At 62.5% G+C, this 23559-nt stretch carries 18 protein-coding genes; 11 read left to right on the forward strand and 7 right to left on the reverse strand.

Features of this window, described 5'->3' with window-relative positions; translation table 11 throughout:
- Positions 1-245: 245 nt before the first annotated feature.
- Complete coding sequence (locus AB4Y32_RS10845; protein ID WP_368721334.1) at positions 246-917, forward strand: nitroreductase; 672 nt, start codon at positions 246-248, stop codon at positions 915-917.
- Between the two features lie 72 nt (positions 918-989).
- Positions 990-1478, forward strand: a complete 489-nt coding sequence (locus AB4Y32_RS10850) for a GAF domain-containing protein (protein ID WP_368721335.1) — start codon at positions 990-992, stop codon at positions 1476-1478.
- 155 nt (positions 1479-1633) lie between these two features.
- Here the strand turns inward: AB4Y32_RS10850 and AB4Y32_RS10855 are convergent, their stop codons facing one another.
- Positions 1634-3097 (reverse strand): catalase, encoded by a 1464-nt coding sequence (locus AB4Y32_RS10855; RefSeq protein WP_368721336.1) that lies wholly within the window; start codon positions 3095-3097, stop codon positions 1634-1636.
- 438 nt (positions 3098-3535) lie between these two features.
- Here AB4Y32_RS10855 and sapR point away from each other — a divergent pair, with 438 nt between their 5' ends.
- From sapR to AB4Y32_RS10890, 7 genes are read left to right on the forward strand one after another with little or no spacing between them, the layout of a single operon-like run.
- On the forward strand, positions 3536-4426 hold the full coding sequence (gene sapR, locus AB4Y32_RS10860) for a sap1 transcriptional regulator SapR (protein WP_368721337.1): 891 nt from the start codon (positions 3536-3538) through the stop codon (positions 4424-4426).
- 5 nt (positions 4427-4431) lie between these two features.
- Positions 4432-4998 carry a D-alanyl-D-alanine dipeptidase gene (gene ddpX, locus AB4Y32_RS10865; protein ID WP_368721338.1) on the forward strand — a complete coding sequence of 189 codons (567 nt, stop codon included), beginning with the start codon at positions 4432-4434 and terminating at the stop codon, positions 4996-4998.
- 55 nt (positions 4999-5053) lie between these two features.
- Positions 5054-6661, forward strand: a complete 1608-nt coding sequence (locus tag AB4Y32_RS10870; protein WP_368721339.1) for an ABC transporter substrate-binding protein — start codon at positions 5054-5056, stop codon at positions 6659-6661.
- 22 nt (positions 6662-6683) lie between these two features.
- On the forward strand, positions 6684-7754 hold the full coding sequence (locus tag AB4Y32_RS10875; RefSeq protein ID WP_368721340.1) for an ABC transporter permease: 1071 nt from the start codon (positions 6684-6686) through the stop codon (positions 7752-7754).
- A gap of 58 nt (positions 7755-7812) precedes the next feature.
- A complete protein-coding gene (gene nikC / locus AB4Y32_RS10880; RefSeq protein WP_368721514.1) occupies positions 7813-8727 on the forward strand; it encodes a nickel transporter permease in 915 nt (304 codons plus the stop codon).
- Position 8728: 1 nt separating this feature from the next.
- Entirely contained in the window at positions 8729-9607 is an 879-nt protein-coding gene (locus AB4Y32_RS10885) for an ABC transporter ATP-binding protein (RefSeq protein WP_368721341.1), read from the forward strand.
- Positions 9604-10371 carry an ABC transporter ATP-binding protein gene (locus AB4Y32_RS10890; RefSeq protein ID WP_368721342.1) on the forward strand — a complete coding sequence of 256 codons (768 nt, stop codon included), beginning with the start codon at positions 9604-9606 and terminating at the stop codon, positions 10369-10371. The genes AB4Y32_RS10885 and AB4Y32_RS10890 overlap by 4 nt, the downstream gene beginning before the upstream one ends.
- 24 nt (positions 10372-10395) lie before the next feature.
- On the opposite strand, the gene AB4Y32_RS10895 is transcribed toward AB4Y32_RS10890, so the two are convergent.
- Positions 10396-11568 (reverse strand): 4-hydroxybenzoate 3-monooxygenase, encoded by a 1173-nt coding sequence (locus tag AB4Y32_RS10895; protein WP_368721343.1) that lies wholly within the window; start codon positions 11566-11568, stop codon positions 10396-10398.
- 207 nt (positions 11569-11775) lie between these two features.
- Between AB4Y32_RS10895 and AB4Y32_RS10900 the strand changes: the two genes are divergently transcribed.
- A complete protein-coding gene (locus tag AB4Y32_RS10900; RefSeq protein ID WP_368721344.1) occupies positions 11776-12129 on the forward strand; it encodes a BON domain-containing protein in 354 nt (117 codons plus the stop codon).
- Here the strand turns inward: AB4Y32_RS10900 and AB4Y32_RS10905 are convergent.
- From AB4Y32_RS10905 to mprF, 4 genes are all read right to left on the reverse strand, one after another.
- The gene (locus AB4Y32_RS10905) at positions 12126-12608 is read right to left on the reverse strand and encodes a (2Fe-2S)-binding protein (protein ID WP_368721345.1); all 483 of its coding nucleotides are present in this window, start codon (positions 12606-12608) and stop codon (positions 12126-12128) included. The two genes, AB4Y32_RS10900 and AB4Y32_RS10905, sit on opposite strands and share 4 nt — an antisense overlap.
- Positions 12596-14902: a xanthine dehydrogenase family protein molybdopterin-binding subunit gene (locus AB4Y32_RS10910; protein ID WP_368721346.1), complete on the reverse strand. Its 2307-nt coding sequence runs from the start codon at positions 14900-14902 to the stop codon at positions 12596-12598. The genes AB4Y32_RS10905 and AB4Y32_RS10910 overlap by 13 nt, the downstream gene beginning before the upstream one ends.
- A gap of 683 nt (positions 14903-15585) precedes the next feature.
- Positions 15586-16863, reverse strand: a complete 1278-nt coding sequence (locus AB4Y32_RS10915; protein ID WP_368721347.1) for a virulence factor family protein — start codon at positions 16861-16863, stop codon at positions 15586-15588.
- A complete protein-coding gene (gene mprF, locus AB4Y32_RS10920) occupies positions 16860-19451 on the reverse strand; it encodes a bifunctional lysylphosphatidylglycerol flippase/synthetase MprF (protein ID WP_368721348.1) in 2592 nt (863 codons plus the stop codon). Before mprF ends, AB4Y32_RS10915 begins: the two co-directional genes overlap by 4 nt.
- Positions 19452-20146: 695 nt before the next feature.
- On the opposite strand from mprF, the gene AB4Y32_RS10925 reads away from it, so the two are divergent.
- Positions 20147-21829, forward strand: coding sequence for a tetratricopeptide repeat protein (locus AB4Y32_RS10925; protein WP_368721349.1), 1683 nt, complete (start codon positions 20147-20149; stop codon positions 21827-21829).
- Positions 21830-21943: 114 nt separating this feature from the next.
- Here the strand turns inward: AB4Y32_RS10925 and AB4Y32_RS10930 are convergent, their stop codons facing one another.
- On the reverse strand, positions 21944-23503 hold the full coding sequence (locus AB4Y32_RS10930) for a DHA2 family efflux MFS transporter permease subunit (RefSeq protein WP_368721350.1): 1560 nt from the start codon (positions 23501-23503) through the stop codon (positions 21944-21946).
- Positions 23504-23559: the final 56 nt, after the last annotated feature.

Consider the following 23559-nt stretch of genomic DNA (forward strand, 5'->3'; position numbering starts at 1 on the left):
TCAAATGCGGCTCCCCATTTGTTTTGCGTATGGTCATCGTGGTTTGGTCGCTCGGTTTTGGTCGCTCGGTTTTGGTCGCTCGGTTTTGGTCCCTGGGTTTTGGTCCCCGGGTTTTGGTCCCCGGGTTTTGGTCCCCGGGTTTTGGTCCCATTAACGGCACCGCCTTACAGAAGCTTTAGCAGGACACGCGGATCATCGCCTGTATCATCGGCCTATGTCGTTGGCCATGGCTCACGGAGAAAAGCTTGAACGTCAGTGATGCAGTCACCAGCCGCAAATCGGTGCGCCAGTTTCTGCCCGACCCCGTCGCGCCCGACGTGATCCGCCGTGTGCTCGCCACTGCCGCGCGCTCGCCTTCGGGCGGCAATCTGCAGCCGTGGCATATCCATGTCGTAGGGGGCGACGCACTCGCGCGACTCAAGCACATCATGCGCGAGCGCATCGCGGATGCGCCGGGTGGCGAAGAAACGGAGTACCACATCTATCCGCCGAATCTTCATTCGCCGTATCGCGAGCGGCGTTTCGAGGTCGGCGAAGATCTGTATCGCAGCATCGGCATCGCGCGCGAGAACCGGCCCGGGCGTCTCGCGCAGTTCGCGCGCAATTTCGCGTTCTTCGATGCGCCGCTTGCGCTCTTCTGCACCGTCGATCGTCGCATGGGACCGCCGCAATGGTCCGATCTCGGCATGTTCATGCAGTCCGTCATGCTGCTGTTGCGCGAGGAAGGGCTGCATAGCTGCGCGCAGGAATGCTGGGCAATGTATCCGAAGACGATCGGCGCGTTTCTCGACTTGCCCGACGAGCGCATGCTGTTCAGCGGCATGGCAATCGGCTACGAGGATACGGACGCCGCGATCAACCAGTGGCGTGCGCAGCGCACGCCGCTCGACGAGTTCGCGGAATTCATCGGCATCTGACACGCCTGCCGTCGCGTCGCGCCCATTGATGCGAGAATGGCTGCTTCAATGAAGCAGACGTGAGTGCATCCGATGTTCGAAGCCACCATCAATACCGCGCTGCCCAAGGCCGAGTTCTATCGCGAACTGGCCTCGCAGGCGCGTTCGCTCCTTGAGGGCGAATCGAATCAGATCGCCAATGCGGCGAATCTGTCGGCGCTGATTTTTCACAGCCTGCCGCAACTGAACTGGGCGGGCTTCTATTTCGCGATCGACGGCGAACTCGTGGTGGGCCCGTTTCAGGGCAAGCCTGCCTGCGTGCGCATTCCGATGGGTCGCGGCGTGTGCGGCCACGCGGCGCAGACGCGACAAACGCAAGTCGTGCCGGATGTCGACGCGTTCCCCGGTCACATCGCGTGCGACTCGGCCTCGCGTTCGGAGATCGTGATTCCGCTGCAAAAGTCGAATGGCGAACTGGTCGGCGTGATGGATATCGACAGCCCCATGCTCGCGCGCTTCGACGACGATGACCAGCGCGGACTCGAAGAGATCGCGCGCATTTTCGTTGCGTCGCTTGAATAATCCGGGAACGCGCGTCGGCTCTTTGGCGCGGTCCCGAAGGTCGGCCTCAGCCGATCTTCGGGGAACGCTCAGGCTAAACGCTTCCTTGCATCGCCGCGTCACGTGCGATGCGCAGTGCGCGCATCTCACAACGGCTCACAGCGGCTCACAGCGGCTCACAGCGCGCGATTCGGCGTAGCGCTGCTCTTCTTCACCGAATCCAGCGCTGCCGCAACGCCTTGCCCATAAGCCGGATCGGCCTTCGTGCAATGCTCGATGTGCAGCTTCTGGACAGGCTCCGACACGCCCGCCAGCGAGCGCGCCGTATTGTCGAACAGCGCCTGCTTCTGCTCGGCACTCATCAGCCTGAACAGCGCGCCCGGTTGCGAATAGTAGTCTTCGTCGACGCGATGATTCCAGTGATCCGCGGCGCCTTCGATCGACAATGGTGGCTCGCTGAAGTCCGGCTGATCGAGCCATTCGCCGCGCGTGTTCGGGTTATACGGCGTGGCGCCGCCCATGTTGCCGTCCACGCGCATGAAGCCGTCGCGGTGATAGCTGTGCACCGGGCATCTCGGCGCATTCACGGGAATCAGGCTGTGATTCACGCCGAGGCGATAGCGCTGCGCATCGCCGTATGAGAAGAGCCGGCCTTGCAGCATCTTGTCGGGCGAGAAGCTGATACCCGGCACGATGTTGGCCGGATTGAACGCGGACTGCTCGACATCGGCGAAATGATTCTCCGCGTTGCGGTTCAATTCCATCACGCCGACTTCGATCAGCGGGTAGTCTTTCTTCGGCCACACCTTCGTCAGGTCGAACGGGTTGTAAGAGCACTTCGAAGCGTCCTTCTCCGGCATCACTTGCACGTACATCGTCCACTTCGGGAATTCCTTGCGCTCGATCGCTTCATACAGGTCGCGATGCGAGCTCTCGCGATCGGCGCCGACGAGCGCGGCCGCTTCCGCATCGGTCAGATTCTGGATGCCCTGCTGCGTCTGGAAATGGAACTTCACCCAGAAGCGCTCTTTCGCGGCGTTGATGAAGCTGAACGTATGGCTGCCGAAGCCATGCATATGACGGAACGACTTCGGAATACCGCGATCGCTCATCACGATCGTCACCTGGTGCAGTGCTTCGGGCAATTGCGTCCAGAAGTCCCAGTTATTTTCCGCGCTGCGCAAGCCCGTGCGCGGATCGCGCTTGACCGCGTGATTCAGGTCGGGGAATTTCAGCGGATCGCGCAAAAAGAACACGGGCGTATTGTTGCCGACGAGATCCCAGTTGCCTTCGTCCGTATAGAACTTGATCGCGAAGCCGCGAATATCGCGCTCCGCATCGGCGGCGCCACGCTCGCCCGCCACCGTCGAGAACCGCACGAACAGTTCCGTCTTCTTGCCGACTGCGGAGAAGATCTTTGCCCGCGTGTACTTCGTGATGTCGTGCGTGACGGTGAATGTACCGAATGCGCCCGAACCTTTCGCATGCATCCGGCGCTCGGGAATCACTTCGCGGTCGAAGTGCGCGAGCTTTTCGAGGAACCACACGTCCTGCAATAACGCTGGGCCACGCGGCCCCGCCGTCTGAATGTTCTGGTTGTCTACTACGGGTGCGCCAAAGGCAGTAGTCAGCTTTTTCACGTTCAGCCCTCCAACACTTATAAGAAAGTCCGGCGGATGTTCTGCCGGAACGTACGGTGGTTTTACATGGGCAGCGGGCCGCCGCGCCGCTGCTTTCAAAAGGGAACGCCGGACGGCATGCCAATGCAATGCCGTCGGTGTTACGTCGGGATGAAAGTCGCGCGGTGCTCGATACACGCGACCCGAATGCTGCGGCGACGATCTTAGCGCCATTCGGATCGGCGAGCAGATGAGGGCGACCATTACACGCGCTGCAACGCGTGACAGAAGAATGACATTCGACGCGCGGTGCGTCCCTTTTCTATTGGTTTTTGGAATTCGATTAAAAATTTAAGTTAGCACTGGCTTTATTGTCCTTGTCATATACATACCAGTTCGCTTAGCAATGACAGATAACTAACCGACACGACGCAGAACAAAGACCCGGAAAACGACTCGATGTCCACCGCGTTCGCCCACACAGTCGAAGCGAGTTTCGCGACGCTCACGCCCACGGCCAAGCGTATCGCCAGTTATATGCTGGCGAACCTGGAACGCCTGGGCCTGGAGACCGCGGACCAGATCGCGCAGCAGACGGGCACGAGCGGCATTTCGGTCGGGCGCTTTCTGCGCAGCGTCGGCTATCGCAATCTCGACGACCTGAAGCGCGAATTGCGCGGCGCGCAAGCGCGCCCGTGGTTCATCACCGACCGGCTCGACGCGTGGCGCAGCGAGCGTCACTACGAGAGCGAAAACAACAATATCAGCGACAACGCCACGCGCGACACCGCTCTTGCCCGTTCACTCGATCTCGAAGTCGATGCAATCCGCTACGTGTACCAGCTTGCGCAAGCCGAAACGTTTGCGCGCGTCGCGCAGCGCATCGCCACGGCCGATGCCGTCTTTATTCTCGGCATTCAATCGACGCGCGGCATTGCGAACGCGTTCTACAGCTACCTCGAATATCTGCGGCCGCGCGTGTTCTACTCCGACGGCATGTCGGGCTCATATGTCGATTCGCTGAATTCGGAATTCGCATCGCCTTATCTGATCGTCACCGATACGCGCGCGTATTCGCGCATCGCACGCCGTTATTGCGAAGCGGCTGCGCGGCGAGAATTGCCATTTGCGCTCGTCACCGATCTCTATTGTCCGTGGGCACGCGACTTTGCATGCGATCTGTTGCAGGTGAAAACAGACGTCGGCCAGTTCTGGGACTCGCTCGCGCCGCTCACGTGCCTCTTCAATCTGCTGATCACGTCGATCGTCGAACGGCTGGGTACCGCCATCGGCGAACGCGTCGCGCGCAACCGCGAGTTGCAGCGCGAGCTCGATCAATTCGACCTTTGACTCTCATGACCGACAAACCTCAGCTGATTCATATCACGCAGGAAACACACGGCGTCGACATCGACCTCGCCTATGCGACCGACCGCAATTTCACGGGCAAGGCCATCTATAAGCAAGCGCACTGCCTGTTGCTCACGCCCGCCGAAGCGGGCTTGCGCAAGGCCGTCGAACTCGCCGCGAGCATCGGCATGAAGCTGCGCATTTTCGATGCGTACCGTCCGCCGCAAGCGCAACAGGTGCTGTGGGACTTTCTTCCCGATCCGACCTATATCGCCGAGCTTGGACGCGGCTCGAACCATAGCCGTGGCACCGCGCTCGATCTGACCTTGCTCGACAGCGACGGCGAGCCGCTCGACATGGGCACGGGCTTCGACGCGATGGTCAAGGAGTCAGAGCATTTCCATCAGGGCCTGCCGCAGGACGTGCAGCGCAATCGGCTGCTGTTGCTCGGCATCATGCACGCGGCCGGCTTCACGCACATCCCGAGCGAGTGGTGGCATTACGAATTGCCGGGCTCGCGCGCGCTGCCCGTGATCGACAACAGCGAAAGCGGCCCATTGAAATTGATGTAATCACAGGTCTATTTGCAGATTTCTCACCGCACTTTCCTCTTGATACGGAGCGAGTATGAATCTGGTTTTGCGCAATGCGCTGGCGGCAGTCGCGGTCGTATCCGCGCTGACGCTTACGATGACGACAACAAGCACCGCATTTGCGGCGACACCGAAAGACATGCTGGTGATCGCCACCACGCTCGACGAATTCTCGACGCTCGATCCGGGCGAAGTCTACGAGCTGGTGCCCGAGGAATACGTCGCGAATACGTATGACCGTCTGGTGCGCGTCGATCTGAAAGACCCGTCGAAATTCAACGGCGACGTCGCGCAATCGTGGACGGTCAGCCCCGACGGACTCACGTTCACGTTCAAGGTTCGCCCCGGCCTCAAGTTCCACTCGGGCAATCCGCTGACGGCCGACGACGTCGCGTGGTCGATCCAGCGCTGCGTGCTGCTCGACAAGGGCGCGGCCGCGGTGCTGCAAGGCATCGGCCTGACAAAGGACAACGCGCTGCAAAACGTCAAGAAGATCGACGACTCCACTGTCAGCATCACGACCGACCAGAAGTACGCGCCTACTTTCGTGCTGAACGTGCTGGGCGCCTGGCCCGCATCGGTGGTCGACAAGAAGCTGTTGATGTCGCATCAGAAGGGCAACGACTTCGGCAATGAATGGCTGCGCACGAATGAAGCGGGCTCCGGCGCGTACAAGCTCGTCAAATGGACGGCGAACGACAGCATCATCCTGCAGAAATACGACGGCTACCGCGCGCCGCTCGCGATGAAGCGGATCGTGATGCGCCACGTGCCCGAAGCGTCGAGCCAGCGCCTGCTGCTCGAAAACGGCGACGCGGATGTCGCGCGCAATCTGAGCCCCGACGATCTCGCCACGCTCACTAAGGCGAACAAGGTGCAGGTGATGTCGGTGCCGCAAGCGACGCTGCTTTATCTCGGCCTCAATGTGAAGAACCAGAACCTCGCGAAACCGGAAGTGCAGGAAGCGATGAAGTGGCTGATCGACTATGACGGCATTCAGAAGAACGTGACGAAGAGCACGTTCAAGGTTCATCAGACGTTCCTGCCCGAAGGCTTTCTTGGCGCGTTGAATACCAATCCCTATCACCAGGACGTCGCGAAGGCCAAGGCGCTGCTCGCGAAAGCGGGCTTGCCGAACGGCTTCAACGTGACGATGGATGTGCGCAGCGCTTACCCGTACAACGAAATCGCGCAAGCGGTGCAGGCGAATCTCGCGCAAGGCGGCATCAAGGTCGAGATCATTCCGGGCGACAACAAGCAGACGCTCGCGAAGTATCGCGCGCGCCAGCACGATATCTATATCGGCGAATGGTCGGCGGACTACATCGACCCGCACAGCAACGCGCAAGGCTATGCGTGGAACCCGGACAACTCCGACAAGTCCTCGTACAAGATGCTCGCGTGGCGTAATTCGTGGGACATTCCCGATCTGACGAAAGAGACCAATGCGGCGCTCGCCGAATCGTCGACGACGAAGCGCGCGCAACTCTATCAAGCGATGCAGAAGGAAATGCTCGCGAAATCGCCGTTCGTCATCATGTTCCAGCAGGTGTCGCAAGTGGCGATGCGTCCGGGCGTATCGGGTCTCGAAGTCGGTCCAATCAACGATCTCGTGTCGTATCTGCATGTGAAGAAGCAGTAAGCGCACGCGACACTCAAAGCCTATGTCGACTACGCTCACCCCGATCGACCGCATTCGCGCTGCGTCCGCGCGCAGCGCGAGCGTGCGCTGGACGCTGCGCGTGCTGCGCTGGGCGCTCACGCTCGCCGTCACGTTCACGGGCCTGCTTGCCGTGACCTTTGTGATCGGCCGCAAGGTGCCCATCGACCCCGTGCTCGCGATACTCGGCGATCGCGCGTCGGCGAGCGCGTATGCAGCGGCGCGCATTCAGCTAGGACTCGACAAGCCGCTTGCCGAGCAGTTCTTCATTTATGTGCGCGCGGTGCTGCACGGCGATCTGGGCGTATCGCTGCTGACGGCGAACCCGGTGATCGACGACATCAAGCGCGTGTTTCCCGCGACGCTGGAACTCGCGACGCTGTCGACTATCATCGGCGTACTGGTCGGCGTGCCGCTCGGCGTGATTGCCGCCACGCGGCACAATCGCTGGATCGATCATGTCGCGCGTTTCATTGGCCTGATCGGCAGCTCCGTGCCCGTGTTCTGGCTCGGCCTGATGGGGCTGCTGCTCTTCTATGCAAAGCTGCATTGGGTGTCGGGACCGGGACGAATCGATCCCGTGTTCGACGGCATGGTCGACACGCGCACGGGCAGCCTGCTGATTGATTCGCTGATCGCGGGCGAATGGGATGTGTTCTTCAATGCGCTGTCGCACATCGCATTGCCCGCTGCGATCCTGGGCTACTACTCGGTCGCCTACCTGAGCCGGATGACGCGCTCGTTCATGCTCGACCAGTTGAACCAGGAGTACATCACGACGGCGCGCGCCAAAGGCCTGTCCGAGCGGCGCGTAGTGTGGGTGCATGCGTTCGGCAATATCGCGGTGCCGCTGCTGACAGTGATCGCGCTGTCATACAGCTTTTTGCTCGAAGGCTCGGTGCTGACCGAAATCGTATTCGCATGGCCGGGCATCGGCTCGTATCTGACGGGCGCCCTGCTCAACGCCGACATGAATGCCGTGCTCGGCAGCACGCTCGTTATCGGCATCACATTCATTGCGTTGAACCTGCTGACGGATGCGCTCTATCGCGTGTTCGATCCGCGCGCCCGCTGATGCAACGGAGAACTTCTACGTGCGTCCCACTGTTGACCGCTCGAAGCAGGACTGGCCGATGAACTCGTCGCGCCCGACGCTCAGAGCATGGCTGCTGACCGACACGCCCGCTTCTCGCAGACAGGCGGCGCTCGGTCTCGCGTATCGGCGCTGGCGGCGCTTCGCGGGCAATCCGCTTTCGGTATTCGGCCTGTCGATCCTCGCGCTGCTCGTGATCGTCGCGATCATCGGACCGTGGATCGCGCCGCATGATCCCCTCAGGCAGGTATTGTCTGATCGCCTGCTGCCGCCCGGTTCGGCCTCTCACTGGCTCGGCACCGATCAACTCGGCCGCGACATTCTCTCGCGCGTGATCTATGGATCGCGGCTCACGCTGTCGATTGCGATTCTCGTGGTCGTGGTCGTCGTGCCGATCGGCTTGATGATCGGCACGACGGCGGGCTTCTTCGGAGGATGGGTCGATAACGTGCTGATGCGTGTGACCGACATTGCGCTCGCGTTCCCGAAGATCGTGCTCGCGCTCGCTTTTGCCGCGGCATTGGGCCCGGGCGTGTTCAATGCGGTGATCGCGATTTCGATTACCGCGTGGCCCGCCTACGCACGTCTCGCGCGCGCCGAAACGTTGAGGCTCGTGCAAGCGGACTTCATTCACGTGGCGCGCCTGCAAGGCGCATCGAATCTGCGCATTCTGCTGCGCTATATCGTGCCGCTGTGTTCGTCGTCGGTGATCGTGCGCGCGACGCTCGACATGGCGGGCATCATTCTGACCGTCGCGGGACTCGGCTTTCTCGGGCTCGGCGCACAACCGCCCAGTCCCGAATGGGGCTTCATGGTCGCGTCGGGCCGCAACGTGCTGCTCGACGCATGGTGGGTCGCGACGATACCGGGCTTTGCGATCCTGCTCGTGAGCCTCGCATTCAATCTGCTCGGCGACGGGCTGCGCGACGTGTTCGATCCGCGTCATGGAGACTGACATGCGCACGAATGAAACGGCCCCTCTGTGCGAGATCGACGATCTGCGCATCGCGTTTCGCACGCATGACGGCACGTTGAACGAAGCGGTGCGCGGACTCTCGCTGACTCTGCGCAAGGGCGAGCGCCTGGGCATCGTCGGCGAATCGGGTTCGGGCAAATCGCTGACGGGCCGCGCGCTGCTCGGCCTGTTGCCGCCTGCCGCGCACTGCACGGCGAAAACGTTGCGCTTCGACGGGCACGATCTGCTGACCATGCGCGCCGACAGACGCCGCCAGTTGTGCGGTCAGCAAATGGGCATGATCCTGCAAGACCCGAAGTACTCACTGAACCCCGTCATGACCGTCGCGCGGCAGATGCGCGAAGCGTTCGCGCTGCACGACCCGAAGCTGAAACGGCGTGCAATGCGCGAAAAAATCATCGCCGCGCTCGAAGCGGTGCATATCCGCAATCCCGAGCGCGTCGCGGATTCGTATCCGCATGAGCTTTCGGGCGGCATGGGGCAACGCGTGATGATCGCGATGATGGTGTCGACGGGACCGCGCCTCTTGATCGCCGACGAGCCGACCAGCGCACTCGACGTGCTCGTTTCGATGCAGGTGCTCGCCGTGCTCGACGAGATGATTGCGAAACATGAGACTGGCCTCATCTTTATCAGCCACGATCTGCCGCTCGTGATGTCGTTCTGCGATCGCATCGTCGTGATGTATGCGGGCCGTGTCGTCGAAACATGTGCGGCGCGCGATTTCGTGCATGCGCAACACCCGTACACGCGCGGCCTGCTCGCCGCCAATCCGCCGCTCGCCGATCCGCCCACCGAACTGCCCGTTCTGTCGCGCGATCCCGCATGGCTCGACGATGCGCAAGGAGCGTCCGCATGATCGACGTCGATGCATTGACAGTGCGCTTCAAAACGGCAGCAGGCACCGTCGACGCCGTGCGCAACGCGAGCTTTCATGTCGCGCGCGGCGAAGTGTTCGGGCTTGTCGGCGAATCGGGCTCGGGCAAGTCGACCATTCTTCGCGCGCTGAGCGGCCTTTCGCCTGTCGCGCAAGGCACCGTGCGTATCTCACAGCATGGCGAACACGCGCAAAGGCGCGACGTGCAGATGGTGTTTCAGGACCCGTACGGCTCGCTGCATCCGCGCTTCACCGTGGACCAGACGTTGCGCGAGCCGTTGCGGATCAACGGAATCGGCCAGCATGAAGAACGTATCGTCAATGCGCTGCGCGAAGTGGGATTGAATGCGTCGTTTCGCTTTCGCTATCCGCATCAGCTATCGGGCGGCCAACGTCAACGTGTGGCAATCGCGCGCGCGCTGATCGTCGAGCCGCGTGTGCTGCTGCTCGACGAACCGACGTCTGCGCTCGATGTCTCGGTGCAAGCGGAGATCTTGAATCTGCTCAAGCGCCTGCATCGCGAGCGCGATCTGACGATGATTCTCGTGAGCCACAATCTCGCCGTCGTGGGCTTTCTGTGTTCGCGCGTTGCCATCATGCGCAACGGCGAGATCGTCGAAGAACTCGACATCGGGCGAATTCGCGCACAGCAGGTCGACAACGAATATTCACGCAGCCTGCTGCTTGCGACGGGCGGTTATCAGCGCAAGGCCGTCGAGGCGCTGGGTATCGACACGGAAGGCTGAGCGTTCTCGCTCGACCCGCGCCGCTTACACGGGTGCCGTGCCGACATAGTTCTCGGCCATCGACATCGCTGCACTGCGCGACGTCGTCACGTACTCCAGTTCCGCGACCTGCAACTGCTGCTCGAACGGCGATGCATCGTCGAGGCGGTGCATCATGCGCGTCATCCAGTACGAGAAATGCTCGGCGCGCCAGATGCGCTTGAGCGCTGTTTCACTATAGCGGGCCAGCAGATCGGTGCGGTTTTGCTTGTAGAACTCGCGCAGTGCTTCCGACAATACGCGCACGTCGGAGACCGCGAGATTGAGGCCCTTCGCGCCCGTCGGCGGCACGATATGCGCCGCGTCGCCGGCAAGGAACAGCCGGCCGTGCTGCATCGTCGTCGAGACGAAGCTGCGCATGCCAATAATGTTCTTCCGGAAGATCCTGCCTTCGATCACCTTGTGCCCTTCGTCCGAATCGACGCGTGCGTGCATTTCGGCCCAGATGCGGTCGTCGGACCAATGGTCGACGGTGTCTTCCGGATCGCATTGAAAGTACATGCGCTGCACGTGGTGCGAACGCGTGCTGACGAGCGCGAAGCCGCGCTCATGGCGCGCGTAGATCAGTTCATCCGACGTCGGCGGCGCTTCGACGAGAATGCCAAACCACGCGAACGGATAAACGCGCTGGTAATCGCGGCGCAGCGCCTCGGGAATCGCGTTGCGCGAAATGCCCTGCGCGCCGTCGCATCCAATGATGAAATCGCAATGCAGTTCGCGGACTTCGCCCTGATGCCGGTAGCGAATACTCGGCGCGCTGCTTTCGATGTCATGCAGCGATACGTCCGACACTTCGAAATGCAGTTCGCCTTGCGCGGCGATGCGCGCGGCGACCAGATCCTTGACCACTTCGTGCTGCGCGTAAATGGTAATGGACTTGCCCGTCAATCCAGTGAGATCGAGACGCCGGCGCTTGCCTTCGAACGCGAGTTCGAAGCCATGATGCAGCGCGCCCTCCGCTTTCATGCGCTCGCCGACGCCTGTTTCCGCGAGCAGATCCACCGTGCCCTGTTCGAGCACGCCCGCGCGTATCGTCGATTCGACCTGCTCGCGGCTGCGCGATTCGAGCACGATGGAGTCGATGCCTTGCAAATGAAGAAGATGAGAGAGAACCAGTCCAGCAGGACCCGCGCCGATGATGCCAACTTGCGTACGCATATGTGTCTCCTGATAAGCGTCTTCATTTGCGTCAAAGTGTGCAAGTCACGCTTTTATCGAGCAACGCAATAGCGCGAATAAGCGATATCTCCATTCACGATAATCGACAACTGCGGGTTTCCCCTTATTCGCATGAGCGGCTTTATCCGAAGCGGAATGTTGACTATCTTTCACTCAGGATCTGCGAAGCCGAAACAGAGGGCAATCATGAAAGCACGCAATGTCGTGAAACTGCTTGTCGCCGTGGGATGCGTGATGTCGATGCCGAACGTCTACGCGCAGGCCAGCGATAGCATGTCGATGTCGTCGAGTCCGGCTGCGCATTCAGGCAAGGCGACGCCGTCGGACAAGAAACTGGCTCGCGACGTCCGCAAGGCGTTGGCGAAAGCGCCCAATTTCAACGTGTCGAATGTGTACGTGAAGGCACGCGACGGAGTGGTCACGTTATCGGGCAGCGTGCCCGATGGTCCGCAGATCCAGCAGGCTGCGGACGTGACGAAGGGCGTGCCGGGCGTGACGTCGGTGAGCAATCATCTGACGCTCTACAACAAGGGGTATTAGCCCTTCTCGCAGGGACTGGCATTGCTCCTCACTTGCCCCGTTGCTTCGAGAATCGCCTGCCTGATGCGCGGATAAGTGCCGCAACGGCAAATGATGCCGTGCATTGCGCAGTCGATATCCTTCGTGTTCGGATGCGGGTTGTTGAGGATCAGTGCGCTCGCGGCCATCAACTGCGCGCTCTGGCAATAGCCGCACTGCACGACGTCGATACGCGTCCACGCTTCTTTCAGCGCACGTGCTTGCGGTCCGTGCAATCCTTCAATTGTCGTCACGTCATTGGCGCCGATATCGGAGAGCTTTTCCTGGCAGGAGGTCTTCGCTTCCTTGCCGACGAGCACCGTACACGCGCCACATACGCCAACGCCGCAACCGAACTTCGTGCCCGTCATCTTCAGTTCGCAGCGCAAGACCCAGAGCAGCGGCGTCGTGGGATCGGAATACACGTCGACCGCCTTGCCGTTGATATTCAGCTTGAGCATGTTGCACTCCCGGAGTACAGCTTCACTTTGAACGGCAACGTGCGAAAGCGCATGCCCGTCAGCGCGAACAGCGCATTCGCGACGGCGGGCGCGATGGGCGGCAGCGCGACTTCTCCGACGCCTTGCGGATGCCCTTTCGACGGCATGATCTCGACGCAGATATCGGGGCATTCGTCCATGCGCACGACGTCGAATTCGCTATAGAGGCTCTCGACCACTGCGCCGTCGTCGAGCGTGATTTCTTCCTTGAGCGCAGCGGAAAGGCCGAACACGATCGCGCCTTCCACCTGTTGCCTGATCAGATTCGGATTGACGGGCAGACCACAATCGATCGCGCAAAACACGCGGTTTACCTTCATGGCATTGCCCGCTTCCATCGACACGTCGACGACCTGCGCGACCACACTGCCGAACGCTTCATGCAACGCGACGCCGCGCGCATGCCGGATACCGTTTTCGGACCATACGAGGGGCGCACGCCATCCGGACATGCTCGCCACTTTCCGCAGAACGGCCAGATGCCGCGGATGCCGCGTCAACAGATTCGCACGAAACGCGACAGGATCTTTGTGCGCGGCGGCGGCCAGTTCGTCGATAAAGCTCTCGATGAAGAACGCCTGATGCGAATGCCCAACGGAACGCCAGAAGCCGACGGGCATCGGCAACTCGATCGTGCGTTGCCCGATCCACACGTTCGGCATTTCATAAGGCTGATCGAACGCGCCTTCGGTAACGGTCTTGTCCAGATTGAGGCCGATGTCGGGGATGTGGTAATTGCGCGCCATCCATGTTGTGACAATCGATTGGCTCACCGATGCGTTATGCCAGGCGATCAGTTGGCCCTGCTCACTGAGTCCCGCCTTGAAACGCGACAGGCAGGCAGGCCGATAGAAGTCGTGGCGCATGTCCTGCGGACGCGTCCAGAGCGTTTGCACAGGGCGTCCGTTGGCTTCGCGCGCAATCGCCGCCGCTTGCACGATGAAGTCGACTTCGAGCCTGCGTCCGAACGCGCCGCCTATCAGTTGCTGCTGCAAATCGACCTGCCCGGCGTCGATGCCCAACAGCTTCGCGACATGCATGCGCGCGACGGCGGGCACCTGGGTCGCGGCCCATACCGTTGTCGTGCCGTCCTTGATTTGCGCAGTGCAGTTCACGGGCTCGAGCGCCGCATGCGCGAGATAGGGCACGTGATACTCGGCCATGACGATCCGCGCAGCACGGCCCAGCGCGCCATCGACGTCGCCGTGGCTGTACCATGCGTGGCCGTCGCTCTCGTCGAGCGCCTGCGACAGACGCTCCACGACGGCTGCATTGTTCAATCCTTTGGTCGCGCCGTCGTTCCATTCGATCGACAGCACGTCGAGCGCATTCATCGCGACGAACATGTCGTCAGCAATCACGGCGACGCCGCCCGTGCCGCCGTTATACGCATCGACAGCGAATACGCGTTGCACGCCCGGCAGCGCTGCCGCCACCGAGCCGTCGAATTTGCGCACCGTGCCGCCAGGTGTCGGGCACATCGCGATGCTCGCGTACAGCAGGCCATCCGGCAGCACGTCGATGCCGAAGCGCGCGGTGCCGTCCACCTTCGAAGGCGCTTCGATACGCGTGAGCGGCTTGCCGATCAGCTTGAAGGTATCCGGGTCTTTCAGTATGGGCTTGCGCGGCAGCGGCTGGCGCGCGGCTTCGGCGGCGAGTTGCCCGAACGATGCGCTGCGCCCCGAGCCGTGCAACACCTTGCCCTTTTCGACGCGGCACTCCGACGCCTTCACGCTCCAGATTTCGGCGGCTGCGCCAATCAGCATCGCCCGCGCGCACGCGCCCGCCTCGCGCATCGGTTGCCAGAGATCGTTGATGGTCGACGAGCCGCCCGTCATCGACGTGCCGAAATCGCGCGCGAGCTTGCGCGCGAGCCATACCGTGAGTTCCTTGATGACGCCGTCGTCGTCGGGGCGAAACGGCAGATCGCCGACGACGCTCTCGACGTTGTTATAGATGCCGTCGATCGGCGCATGGGCCACGCGGATGTCGCGCCAGTCGGCATCGAGTTCCTCGGCCACCAGCATCGCGAGCCCCGTATGCACGCCCTGTCCCATCTCGGCCCGGCACATCATCACGGTGACGGTGTCGTCGTTGGCGATCTTCACGTAGCCGTTGAGCGCCGTTTGGCCCGGCCGCACGGGCACGGTCGCCGACGCGACGATCCGCTGACGCGGCGGCAGCGCCGACCATCCGACGATCAGCGCGCCGACTGCGCCCGCACCGCCCAGCAGGAAGGTTCGACGCTTCAGCATGGCATCTCTCAGAGGAATACAGCACGGACACCAGTAAAACGCACCAGTCGCGGCTCAACTGAAAACCTGCGAATTCGCCCACCGACGATGCGCCGCTGTGTACTTCCATTACCTGTTCGAAAAGCGCCAATTCAATCCGGTCAAAGATCATATTAGTGCGCATTCGCCGAATTGCGGCGCATTCAATGAAAAAGCGCATAGAACCTGAAAGGATTGCGACAGCGCGGCAAAACCCGCATTGCCCGCCCGCGCAAAGCGAACGCAATGCGCAAAGCACGCGCATGCGGAATCGCCATGAATGACCGCTTAAAGCAAGCCGTGTCAGGGCTTTAGCGTAGATACGACGCCATGCTGCATCGCAATCAAAGATCCAGTGGCATATCGCTTGCGCCGATCTCTGCAAAGCGCTGTGTCACGACGACCGCCTGGTCTCGGCAGTCGCACAGGGAGAAAGAGATGCCTTATCTGATCGGTTGGTTGCTAGGTGTGCCGCTTATCGTCCTCGTGATTCTGTATTTGATTTTTCACTGAAGACGCACAGCTGATGCGGCCATTGCGGCCGCAACAATAATCGAAGATGCGGGACACACCCGCGCGTTACATCGCAAGCGCGGCGACTGTCGTTCATGCACAGTCGCCGCGCTGCATTCGCCATCAAGCTGATATCGATATCGAACGCTATATCAAGCGCCGCCAGCCTGCTTTTTCAGTGCGCCGAGAATACGCTTTTCGAGCGCCGCGTAGTCGTGCCCGAAGTGATGATCGCCCGACGTGCGGATCACTTCGATACCCGTCTTCGTGAGCGTCGGGCACAGCGTATCTTCTTCGTGCTCGCCGTAGAAGCACTGCACGATCCGCGGCGGCAGACGCGCGAACTCGGGCTTCACCTTCAGCGCCTTGTCGCTGGCGGGCATGCCGAGCCAACCCGTCACGCGAATCTGGAAGTCCGCTGCGGGCGCGAAGCCGAGCAGCGAAATCAGCGACACTTTCGCGCGCATCGCATCGGGCAAGCGGTTGTACGCGAACGGCATCACGTCGGCGCCGAACGAATAGCCGATCAGCGCGACGTGGTCCGCGTGCCAGCGCGTCGTGTAGGTTTGCAGCACGCGCGCGAGGTCGTGGCTCGTCTGTTGCGGCGAACGCTCGGACCAGAAGTAACGCAGACTGTCCCAGCCGATTACGGATACGCCATCTTTCTGCAGTTCTTCGGCGATCGTCTTGTCGAGGTCGCGCCAGCCACCGTCGCCTGAAATCACGATCGCCATCAAGCCGTTCGGATGCGCGGCAGGCAGTTCGATCAACGGAAGATCGGAGACGTCCTCTTCCTTCATCGGCGCAACGCGCAGATGCGGCGCCGTCAATTCGACGATGCGCTGCGTGCCGGCGGAAGCATTCGCATCCGTTTCGACGAAGCCGGGCAGGCCAGGCCCGTGCGTGATGGTCGGGTCCGGCGGGCAGGGGTTGAAACGCTTGTCGAGACTACTCTGCGCCGCGACCGACACGGCGCCCGCCACCGTGTTCTCCGCCGCCTGCTTCAGCACCGCCATCGCGAGCGTCGCGCCCTGGCCGGAGCCCGCGACGATCGGCATGAAGTAACGATTCGACTGCACCTGTCGTTCGAGCTGATGGCTCACCGCTTCAGCGTCGCCCACGATCTGATGGCAAGTCTCTTTCTTCGCGGCGAGATTCGCCGCGTACTTTTTCGTATCGACGCCGACCACCATTGCACCGTCCTTCGCGAGCGCGTCGGCGGCCTGCTGATCCGCGGCACTCCAGCCGCTTTCGCGCGAGAACAGCACGACGAAGCCGTGCACTTCGCCCGCGGGCTTCGTCACCGTGACCTGACCATAAAGGCCGCCGGATACGGTTTCATATGCGTGCGCCGTCGACGCGATGCCCGCGAGCGAGCACAGCGAAACGCTCGCCAGGACGGCGAGCCGATAAAACTTTTGCTTGATCATGAACGCCAGCCCCCTGCCAGCAATGACAGATCCGCGAGCGTGAAGAACACGCCGACAGACCCCGATGCAGCGAGATAGCGCGGCTCCCATTGAGGCTGGAATTTGCTCTTGAAAGCGCGCAGTCCGCGGAAGTTGTAGAAGCGGCCGCCGAAGCGCCACACGATGCCCGCGAGCCGGTGCCAGCGCGACGCGAGCGGCGTCGGCGACATGCCGGAGAACGGCGCCATGCCGAGGCTCAGCGAACGGAAGCCCGCGTGCTTCAGATGCAGCGCGAGCTGGGTGAACAGGTACTCCATTGCGTACGGCGATGCTTGCGGCACGTGGCGCATTACGCCGACGGTCGCTTCCGTGTTCAGGTCCGTCGTCATGAACGTGACGAACGCGACGGGCTCGCCGTTCTGCCGCACGAGCATCACCGATTGCGCGGCCAGATAGTCCTCCGTGAACGCGGCGACGGAAAAGCTCTTTTCGCGCGCATCGCGGCTGTCGAGCCAGACATCGGAAATCGCGCGCAGCGTCTCCATCGATTCGGGCACGCGCGGCGGCTCGATCACTTCGACCGTGAAGCCGTCGCGCTCGCCGCGCTTCAACGCATAGCGCAGATGCGCGCGATGCGAGCCCTTCAGATCGAATTCGTCGAGCACGACATGCGCTTCCTCGCCGAGCTTCATCAGCGTGAGACCCGCATCGAGATAGAGCGGCAGCGCGTTCGCGCGCACCTGATAGAACGCCGCGCGCCCGCCATGCGCATGCGCGAGCGCGACGAACTCGCCTATCAGCTCGGCCCACTCGCAGCGCGGACCGACGGGATCGTGCAGCGCGGCCCACGTGCGGCCGTACTTCGCGTACATCAGGAAGGCCTGGCGCGACTTGGAGAACAGGAAGCTCTTGTCGCCCATCAGCGCGAGACCGGCGTCGCTGCGTTCCTGCGCGCGGAAGATGCGGGCCGCGTCCTCGAGATCCTGCTTCGCCGGCATCACGAAGCGGCCCGCCGCGGGACGCAGCAATTGCCAGAACGCGAACGTCGCGGCGAACAGGCTGGCCGCAAGCGTCGCGCGCAACGCGCGCGGCGCGCGTTCGTCGAAGGCGAATTGCCACCACAGGTCGCGCGTATAAGGCACGTCGCGGAACGCGAACAGCATCACCCACACCGCGAGCATCAGCACCATCATCACCGACACGAGCCAGGCCATCGTGAACGGCTCGGCAAAGAGCGACGAGCGGCGGTTGAAGCGCGAGCGCGTCGCGAGAAGCAGCACGATCAGCGTGGACAGCACGCCCGCTTCGACGAACGCGAGACCCTTCGTCAGCGACAGCGCGAGACTCAGGACAACGAGACCGAGCGTGAGCCACCACGCCGCATCGAGACGCCGCGACAGGCCGCGCGCGACGAACAGCAGCGCCACGCCGACGAGGCTGCACAGCATCTGCGAGCCTTCGAGCACCCACAGCGGCAGAAAGTCCCGCAGGATCGCAATGCGATACCAGAAGGCGGGCGTCGCGCTGGAGATCACCAGCATGCCGCCGACGACGAACGTCACGAGGCTCAGAAACAGCGGCGCAAGCTGCGATACGGCGGCCGCGTGATGCAGCGGCAGATGCTTCTTCAGCGCGCGTCCTTCGAAGCCGGCCAGCAGTCCCGCCGACACGATCAGCGGCAAGCCGAAATAGATCGCGCGATAGGCGAGCAGCGCGGCGACCATGTAGTGCGTCTGCACGCTGCCGCCGAGCGCGAACACCATCGCCGCCTCGAACACGCCGACGCCGCCCGGCGTATGGCCGATCAGCCCAAGCAGCATCGCAGCCGCGTAGATCGTGATGAACGAAACGAAGCTCACGTCCGTGTGCGGCAACAGCGCCCACAGCGCGAGACCGGCGGCGGCGACATCGAGCGCGGCGAGGAGCACTTGCGCGATGAAATCGCGGCGCGACGGCACATCGAACGCGAGCCAGCTCCAGCGAGTGCGGATTTGCCGCGTGTTCTTGCCGCACGCGAGCGTGATGAGCCCGAGCAGCGTCAGCAGTGCCGCGCCGCCCCATGCGAGCGCGCCCGTCGGGCTGTGGAGCATCGGCGCGAGCGTCGTTGCGTCACACAGCATGCCGAGCGCCGTCATCAGGACGAGCGCGAGCGCAAGCGAAACGCTCGTGAAGACCGTCATGCGGCCGATCTGCGCGGGCGTCACGTCGGCGACCGCGTACACCCGCGCGCGCACCGCGCCGCCCGTCAGCGCGCCGAAGCCGGTCACGTTGCCGAGCGCCGAGCCCGCCGTCGCGCCGATCCAGAGCGCCGCGCGCGGCACCGTCTTGCCGACGTAGCGCAGCCCGACGGCATCGCGGCCTGCGAGAGCGATATAGCTGAGCACGGTCGCGCCGAGCGCGGCCGACCATTCGCCCGCCGTCAGATGACGCAGGTGGCTGATCACCGAGCGATAGTCGACGGCCTGCGACAGATGCTGGAAGACGATCAAGAGCAGCACGCAGACGCCCAGCGACAGCACGGGCGACAGCAGCCGCCGGCTGCCGGGCATGGCACACGCTCGCTGAAGCAGCGCGGCCGCGCGGCTCAAAAAACGGGGTTGGTCAGACATGGATGAATTCGGGTGTTGCCAGGATGGGCAGCAATGGTCTCGTTGCGTCCGCATCGAATAATGTTGGATTTCGGAGCGAACCCGGGGGCTATGGCCGCCTTGACTTCGCCTGTTTCAACTCTTTACAAACGGACAACGGCAATTTGCCCAAAAGGTTGACACCGGGAGGAACCCGGAGACGATTTTTTACGGTTTTCGCTTAAGAAATCCTGATGTGGCCGGCAATCGGCCTGACATTGAGGTGGATCTTCCCGACGACGAAATGTCTTGACCGGGCGCTGCCCATGACGGGCGGCAACGCGCCGACCCGCATGGCGGCTTGCTCTCCGGCCGGCGCGGGGCCGGCTGATGTACCGCCTGGAACAAATCCCGTCGATGCCGGTTTTCGCGTTCAGGCTGATCGCGCCCGAGCGCACGATACCAGATTTGTCATTACGTTTACCCTTATTCGATATTCCATCTGCTTTCATTGCCATACGGATACTGAAAGCAGACGGGGCGGCAACTGTTAAATCAATGCCGTGTGATGCCCATGATCCAACTCCCGCCCAAAGTTCGTTGCCCGACTCCCAACACACTTGCGTCCTCGCGCCCGCCTGGCCTTGCTTCTTCCAGCGTCAGACGAATTGGCATGTTCGATGCCTTGTGACAGGTGCGCCAATCGCAGCGGAACGCAACGCGCGCAAGGAGGCTCCATGAAATCTCTCGACAATCCGCTCGCCGCGTTCATCTGGGCGATACGGTTCCTGTGCCGCCACGTGCTGTATCTCGGCATCGTGATTCCGCTCGTCCTCGTCGCGGCGTTCTATCTCGGGCCGCGGATCATCGCGCTGTGCGGCGCATGGTTCGATCCGATGACGCTCATCGAGCCGATCGAGGTCTCCGACGATTTCAAGCACCGGGGCTATACCGATCAGACCTTGCAGCATCTGCTCGTCGACACGCTCAGCGACCTGCGCAAGGAAGCCGAATCCGTCACGCCCGCAAACGATACCGAGCACGTGCTGTCCGAGTTCAAGCTGCCCGACATCACAGTGCCCGGCACCGACCTGTCGATCCGGCCGCTGATCGAATTCGCGCGCACGCTGCTCAAGCGCGACTCGTCGGTGTATGGCACGGTCGCCGGCACGTCATCGTCGTTCGCGATGATGCTCACGCTGCGTGATCCCGACGGACGCACCGTCGCGCTCGGCAACGGCGTGTCGTCCGAAGCGGCCGCGCACGCCGATGCATCGAGCGAATCGCAGGCGCTCACGCACGCGCTGCAGCAAGCCGCGATGACGATCCTTCAGCATCAGAGCCCGCTGCTGTACGCGTCGTATCTGACGCAGATGGAGCAGAAGCGCTGCTTGAAGGGCAACGCGGGCAACGCGGATGACGCGGGCGACGCGCGCTGCCAGTTCGACGACGTGCGCGAACGCTTCGAACAACTCGCGGCGGGCTCTGGGCGCGATGCGTCAGGCGCATCGAAAGAGGACGCCGCGTGGGCACTGCTCGCGCTGTCGAAGCTCGACACCTACGCGCGCGACTACGAAGGCTCCGTCCGGCACGCGCGCCGCATCGTCGACATGAGCGGCGAACTGCATGCGTGGAAGAAGGTGCGTCCGTGGGCGTACTACAACTGGGGTGTCGCGCTCGCCGATATGGGCTGCTACCAGCACGCCGCCGAGGTGCTCAAGCGCGCCGTTCAACTGCACAAAGACTACGCGCCCGCGCACAACGCGCTCGCCCGCGCGTGGCTCGGGCTCGCGCAGATGCCGGCGCTCGCGGGAGCTTCGATGCAGCCGGGCACCGACGACATCGACTATCGCGCCGCCGCCGTCAACGAACTGCGGATCGCGATTGCGAAGAATCCCGGCTATCAGGAAGCGTACGTGAATCTAGGCGACGCGCTGAGTCTGCCATCGGTCAAGACCGGCCTCGTTTCACCCGCCGCAATGGACGAAGCACGCGACGCGTATCGCACGGCCGTTGCGCTGAACATCGACGATGCCGCGCGCGCGTATGAGCGACTCGAAGCGATGCACGACAGTGCATTCGTGAAGGTCGCGGCGCGCATCACGCGCAGCCGCGCGCAGTGCTCGACGGGAATGGCGCGCTCGCTGCTGGAATCGTGGGGATGCAGCGACGCGCAGATCGCAGCGGGCGCGGACAAGGACTCGGCTAGCATGCAGCCCGTCGCGATGCAGCCCGCAGCGCGCGCGAAAACGTGCAACAAACCCGAACTGATCCCGCCGACAACCGCGCCGACGAACAGCGTCAAGGCACGCGGCACCGGCATCATCGAAGTGAAGAACACCGACGCGACGCGAGCGCCGCATGACGCAACGCCCGCTGTCGATGCCGTTCGCAAGGCCGTCGCGCAGCAGCGAGGCTGAGCGCTTCACTGTCGCTGCCACCGACGCATTCAGGACATCAGCGAAAAGCCCCGGTCCATTGATTTGGACCGGGGCTTCGCACGCGCGCTCGCGATCGGGTCGATCACCTCAGGTTCAATGCGCGCCCGCCGCTGCCGCGCCGCTGCCACCGCCCTTGGCCGGCCGCGTCAGCCAGATCAGCGGAATGATGACGACGAAGATCATCGACGACAACCAGAAGATATCGTTCAGCCCGAGCATCGCGGCCTGCGCATTCATCGACCGCTCGAAGAACGCGACGGCCTGATCCATGCTGCCGCCGAGCGTCGAGTGCACGCTCGCGATCGCGTTCGTGTACGCGGGGTTGTTCACGCTCGACTGCTCCGCGAGTTGCGCATGGTGCAGGATGGTCCGGTTGTTCCAGCCCGTCGTGATGAGCGACGTGCCCACGCCGCCCGCAAACACGCGCACGAAGTTCGACAGGCCCGCCGCGGCCGGAATCTTGTCGGCGGGCAGGCCCGACAGGATGATGGCCGTCAGCGGCACGAAGAACAGCGCCATCGGAATGCCTTGCAGCAGCGTCGGCAGGATCAGCGTCCACGGGTCGACGCCCGTCGTGTACTGCGAGCGCATGAAGAACACGCCTGCGAAGCCGATGAAAGCGAGCGTCGCGAGCACGCGCGCGTCGGACTTCGGCATGATCTTCGCCATCACAGGCGCGAGCAGCACGGCGAAGATGCCGAGCGGCGCAGTCACGAGACCGGCATCGACGGAGCGATAGCCGAGATAGCCCTGAATCCATTGCGGCAGGATTACGAGGTTCGAGAAGAACACCGCATACGCGATCGAGATCGCAATCGTGCCGCCGCGGAAATTTCGCACAGCGAACAGGCGGATATCGACGATCGGGTTCTTCTCCGTGAACTCCCAGATCAGGAAGAACAGGAAGCTGATGGCCGCAATGACCGCGAGCGCACAGATCACAGGCGAGTTGAACCAGTCGAGGTCCTTGCCCTTGTCGAGCATGATCTGCAGCGACGCGACCCAGGCGATCAGCGACATCAGGCCCACTTTGTCGATGGGCAGTTTGCGTGTCGGCGATTCGCGGTCGCGGTAGATCATCCACGTCACGGCGGCAGCGAACAGGCCCACGGGAATGTTGATGTAGAAGATCCACGACCAGCTATAGCTGTCGGTGATCCAGCCGCCGAGCGCGGGGCCCGCGATCGGGCCGACGGTCGCCGTCATCGCCCACAGCGACAGCGCCGTCGAGCTTCTTTCCTTCGGATACGAGCCGAGCAGAATCGCCTGCGACAGCGGAATCAGCGGTCCCGCGACCGCGCCCTGCAACACACGTGCGGCGAGCAGCACGATCAGGTTCGGCGCGACGCCGCACAGCCACGACGAGAACACGAACAGCACGATCGCCGCGACGAACAGCTTGATCTGGCCGACGCGCTGCGTGAGCCAGCCCGTCAGCGGAATCGCCACGGCATTGGCCGCCGAGAACAGCGTGATGACCCACGTGCCTTCGTCGACGGACACGCCGAGATTGCCGGAGATGGTTGGAATCGCGACGTTCGCAATCGACGAATCGAGCACGTTCATGAACGTCGCCAGCGCGACGGCAATCGTCGCGAGAACCAGCTTGCCGCCCGTGAGCGGTGGCGGTGAAAGTTGCGTCGAGGAATTCATGTCAGTTCAAGTCCAAAGTTTTTTATCTGACTGATCAGATAATTGCGCGAACGGGG

It is taken from the genome of Paraburkholderia phymatum (assembly GCF_040965635.1).
GTDB lineage: Bacteria > Pseudomonadota > Gammaproteobacteria > Burkholderiales > Burkholderiaceae > Paraburkholderia > Paraburkholderia phymatum_B.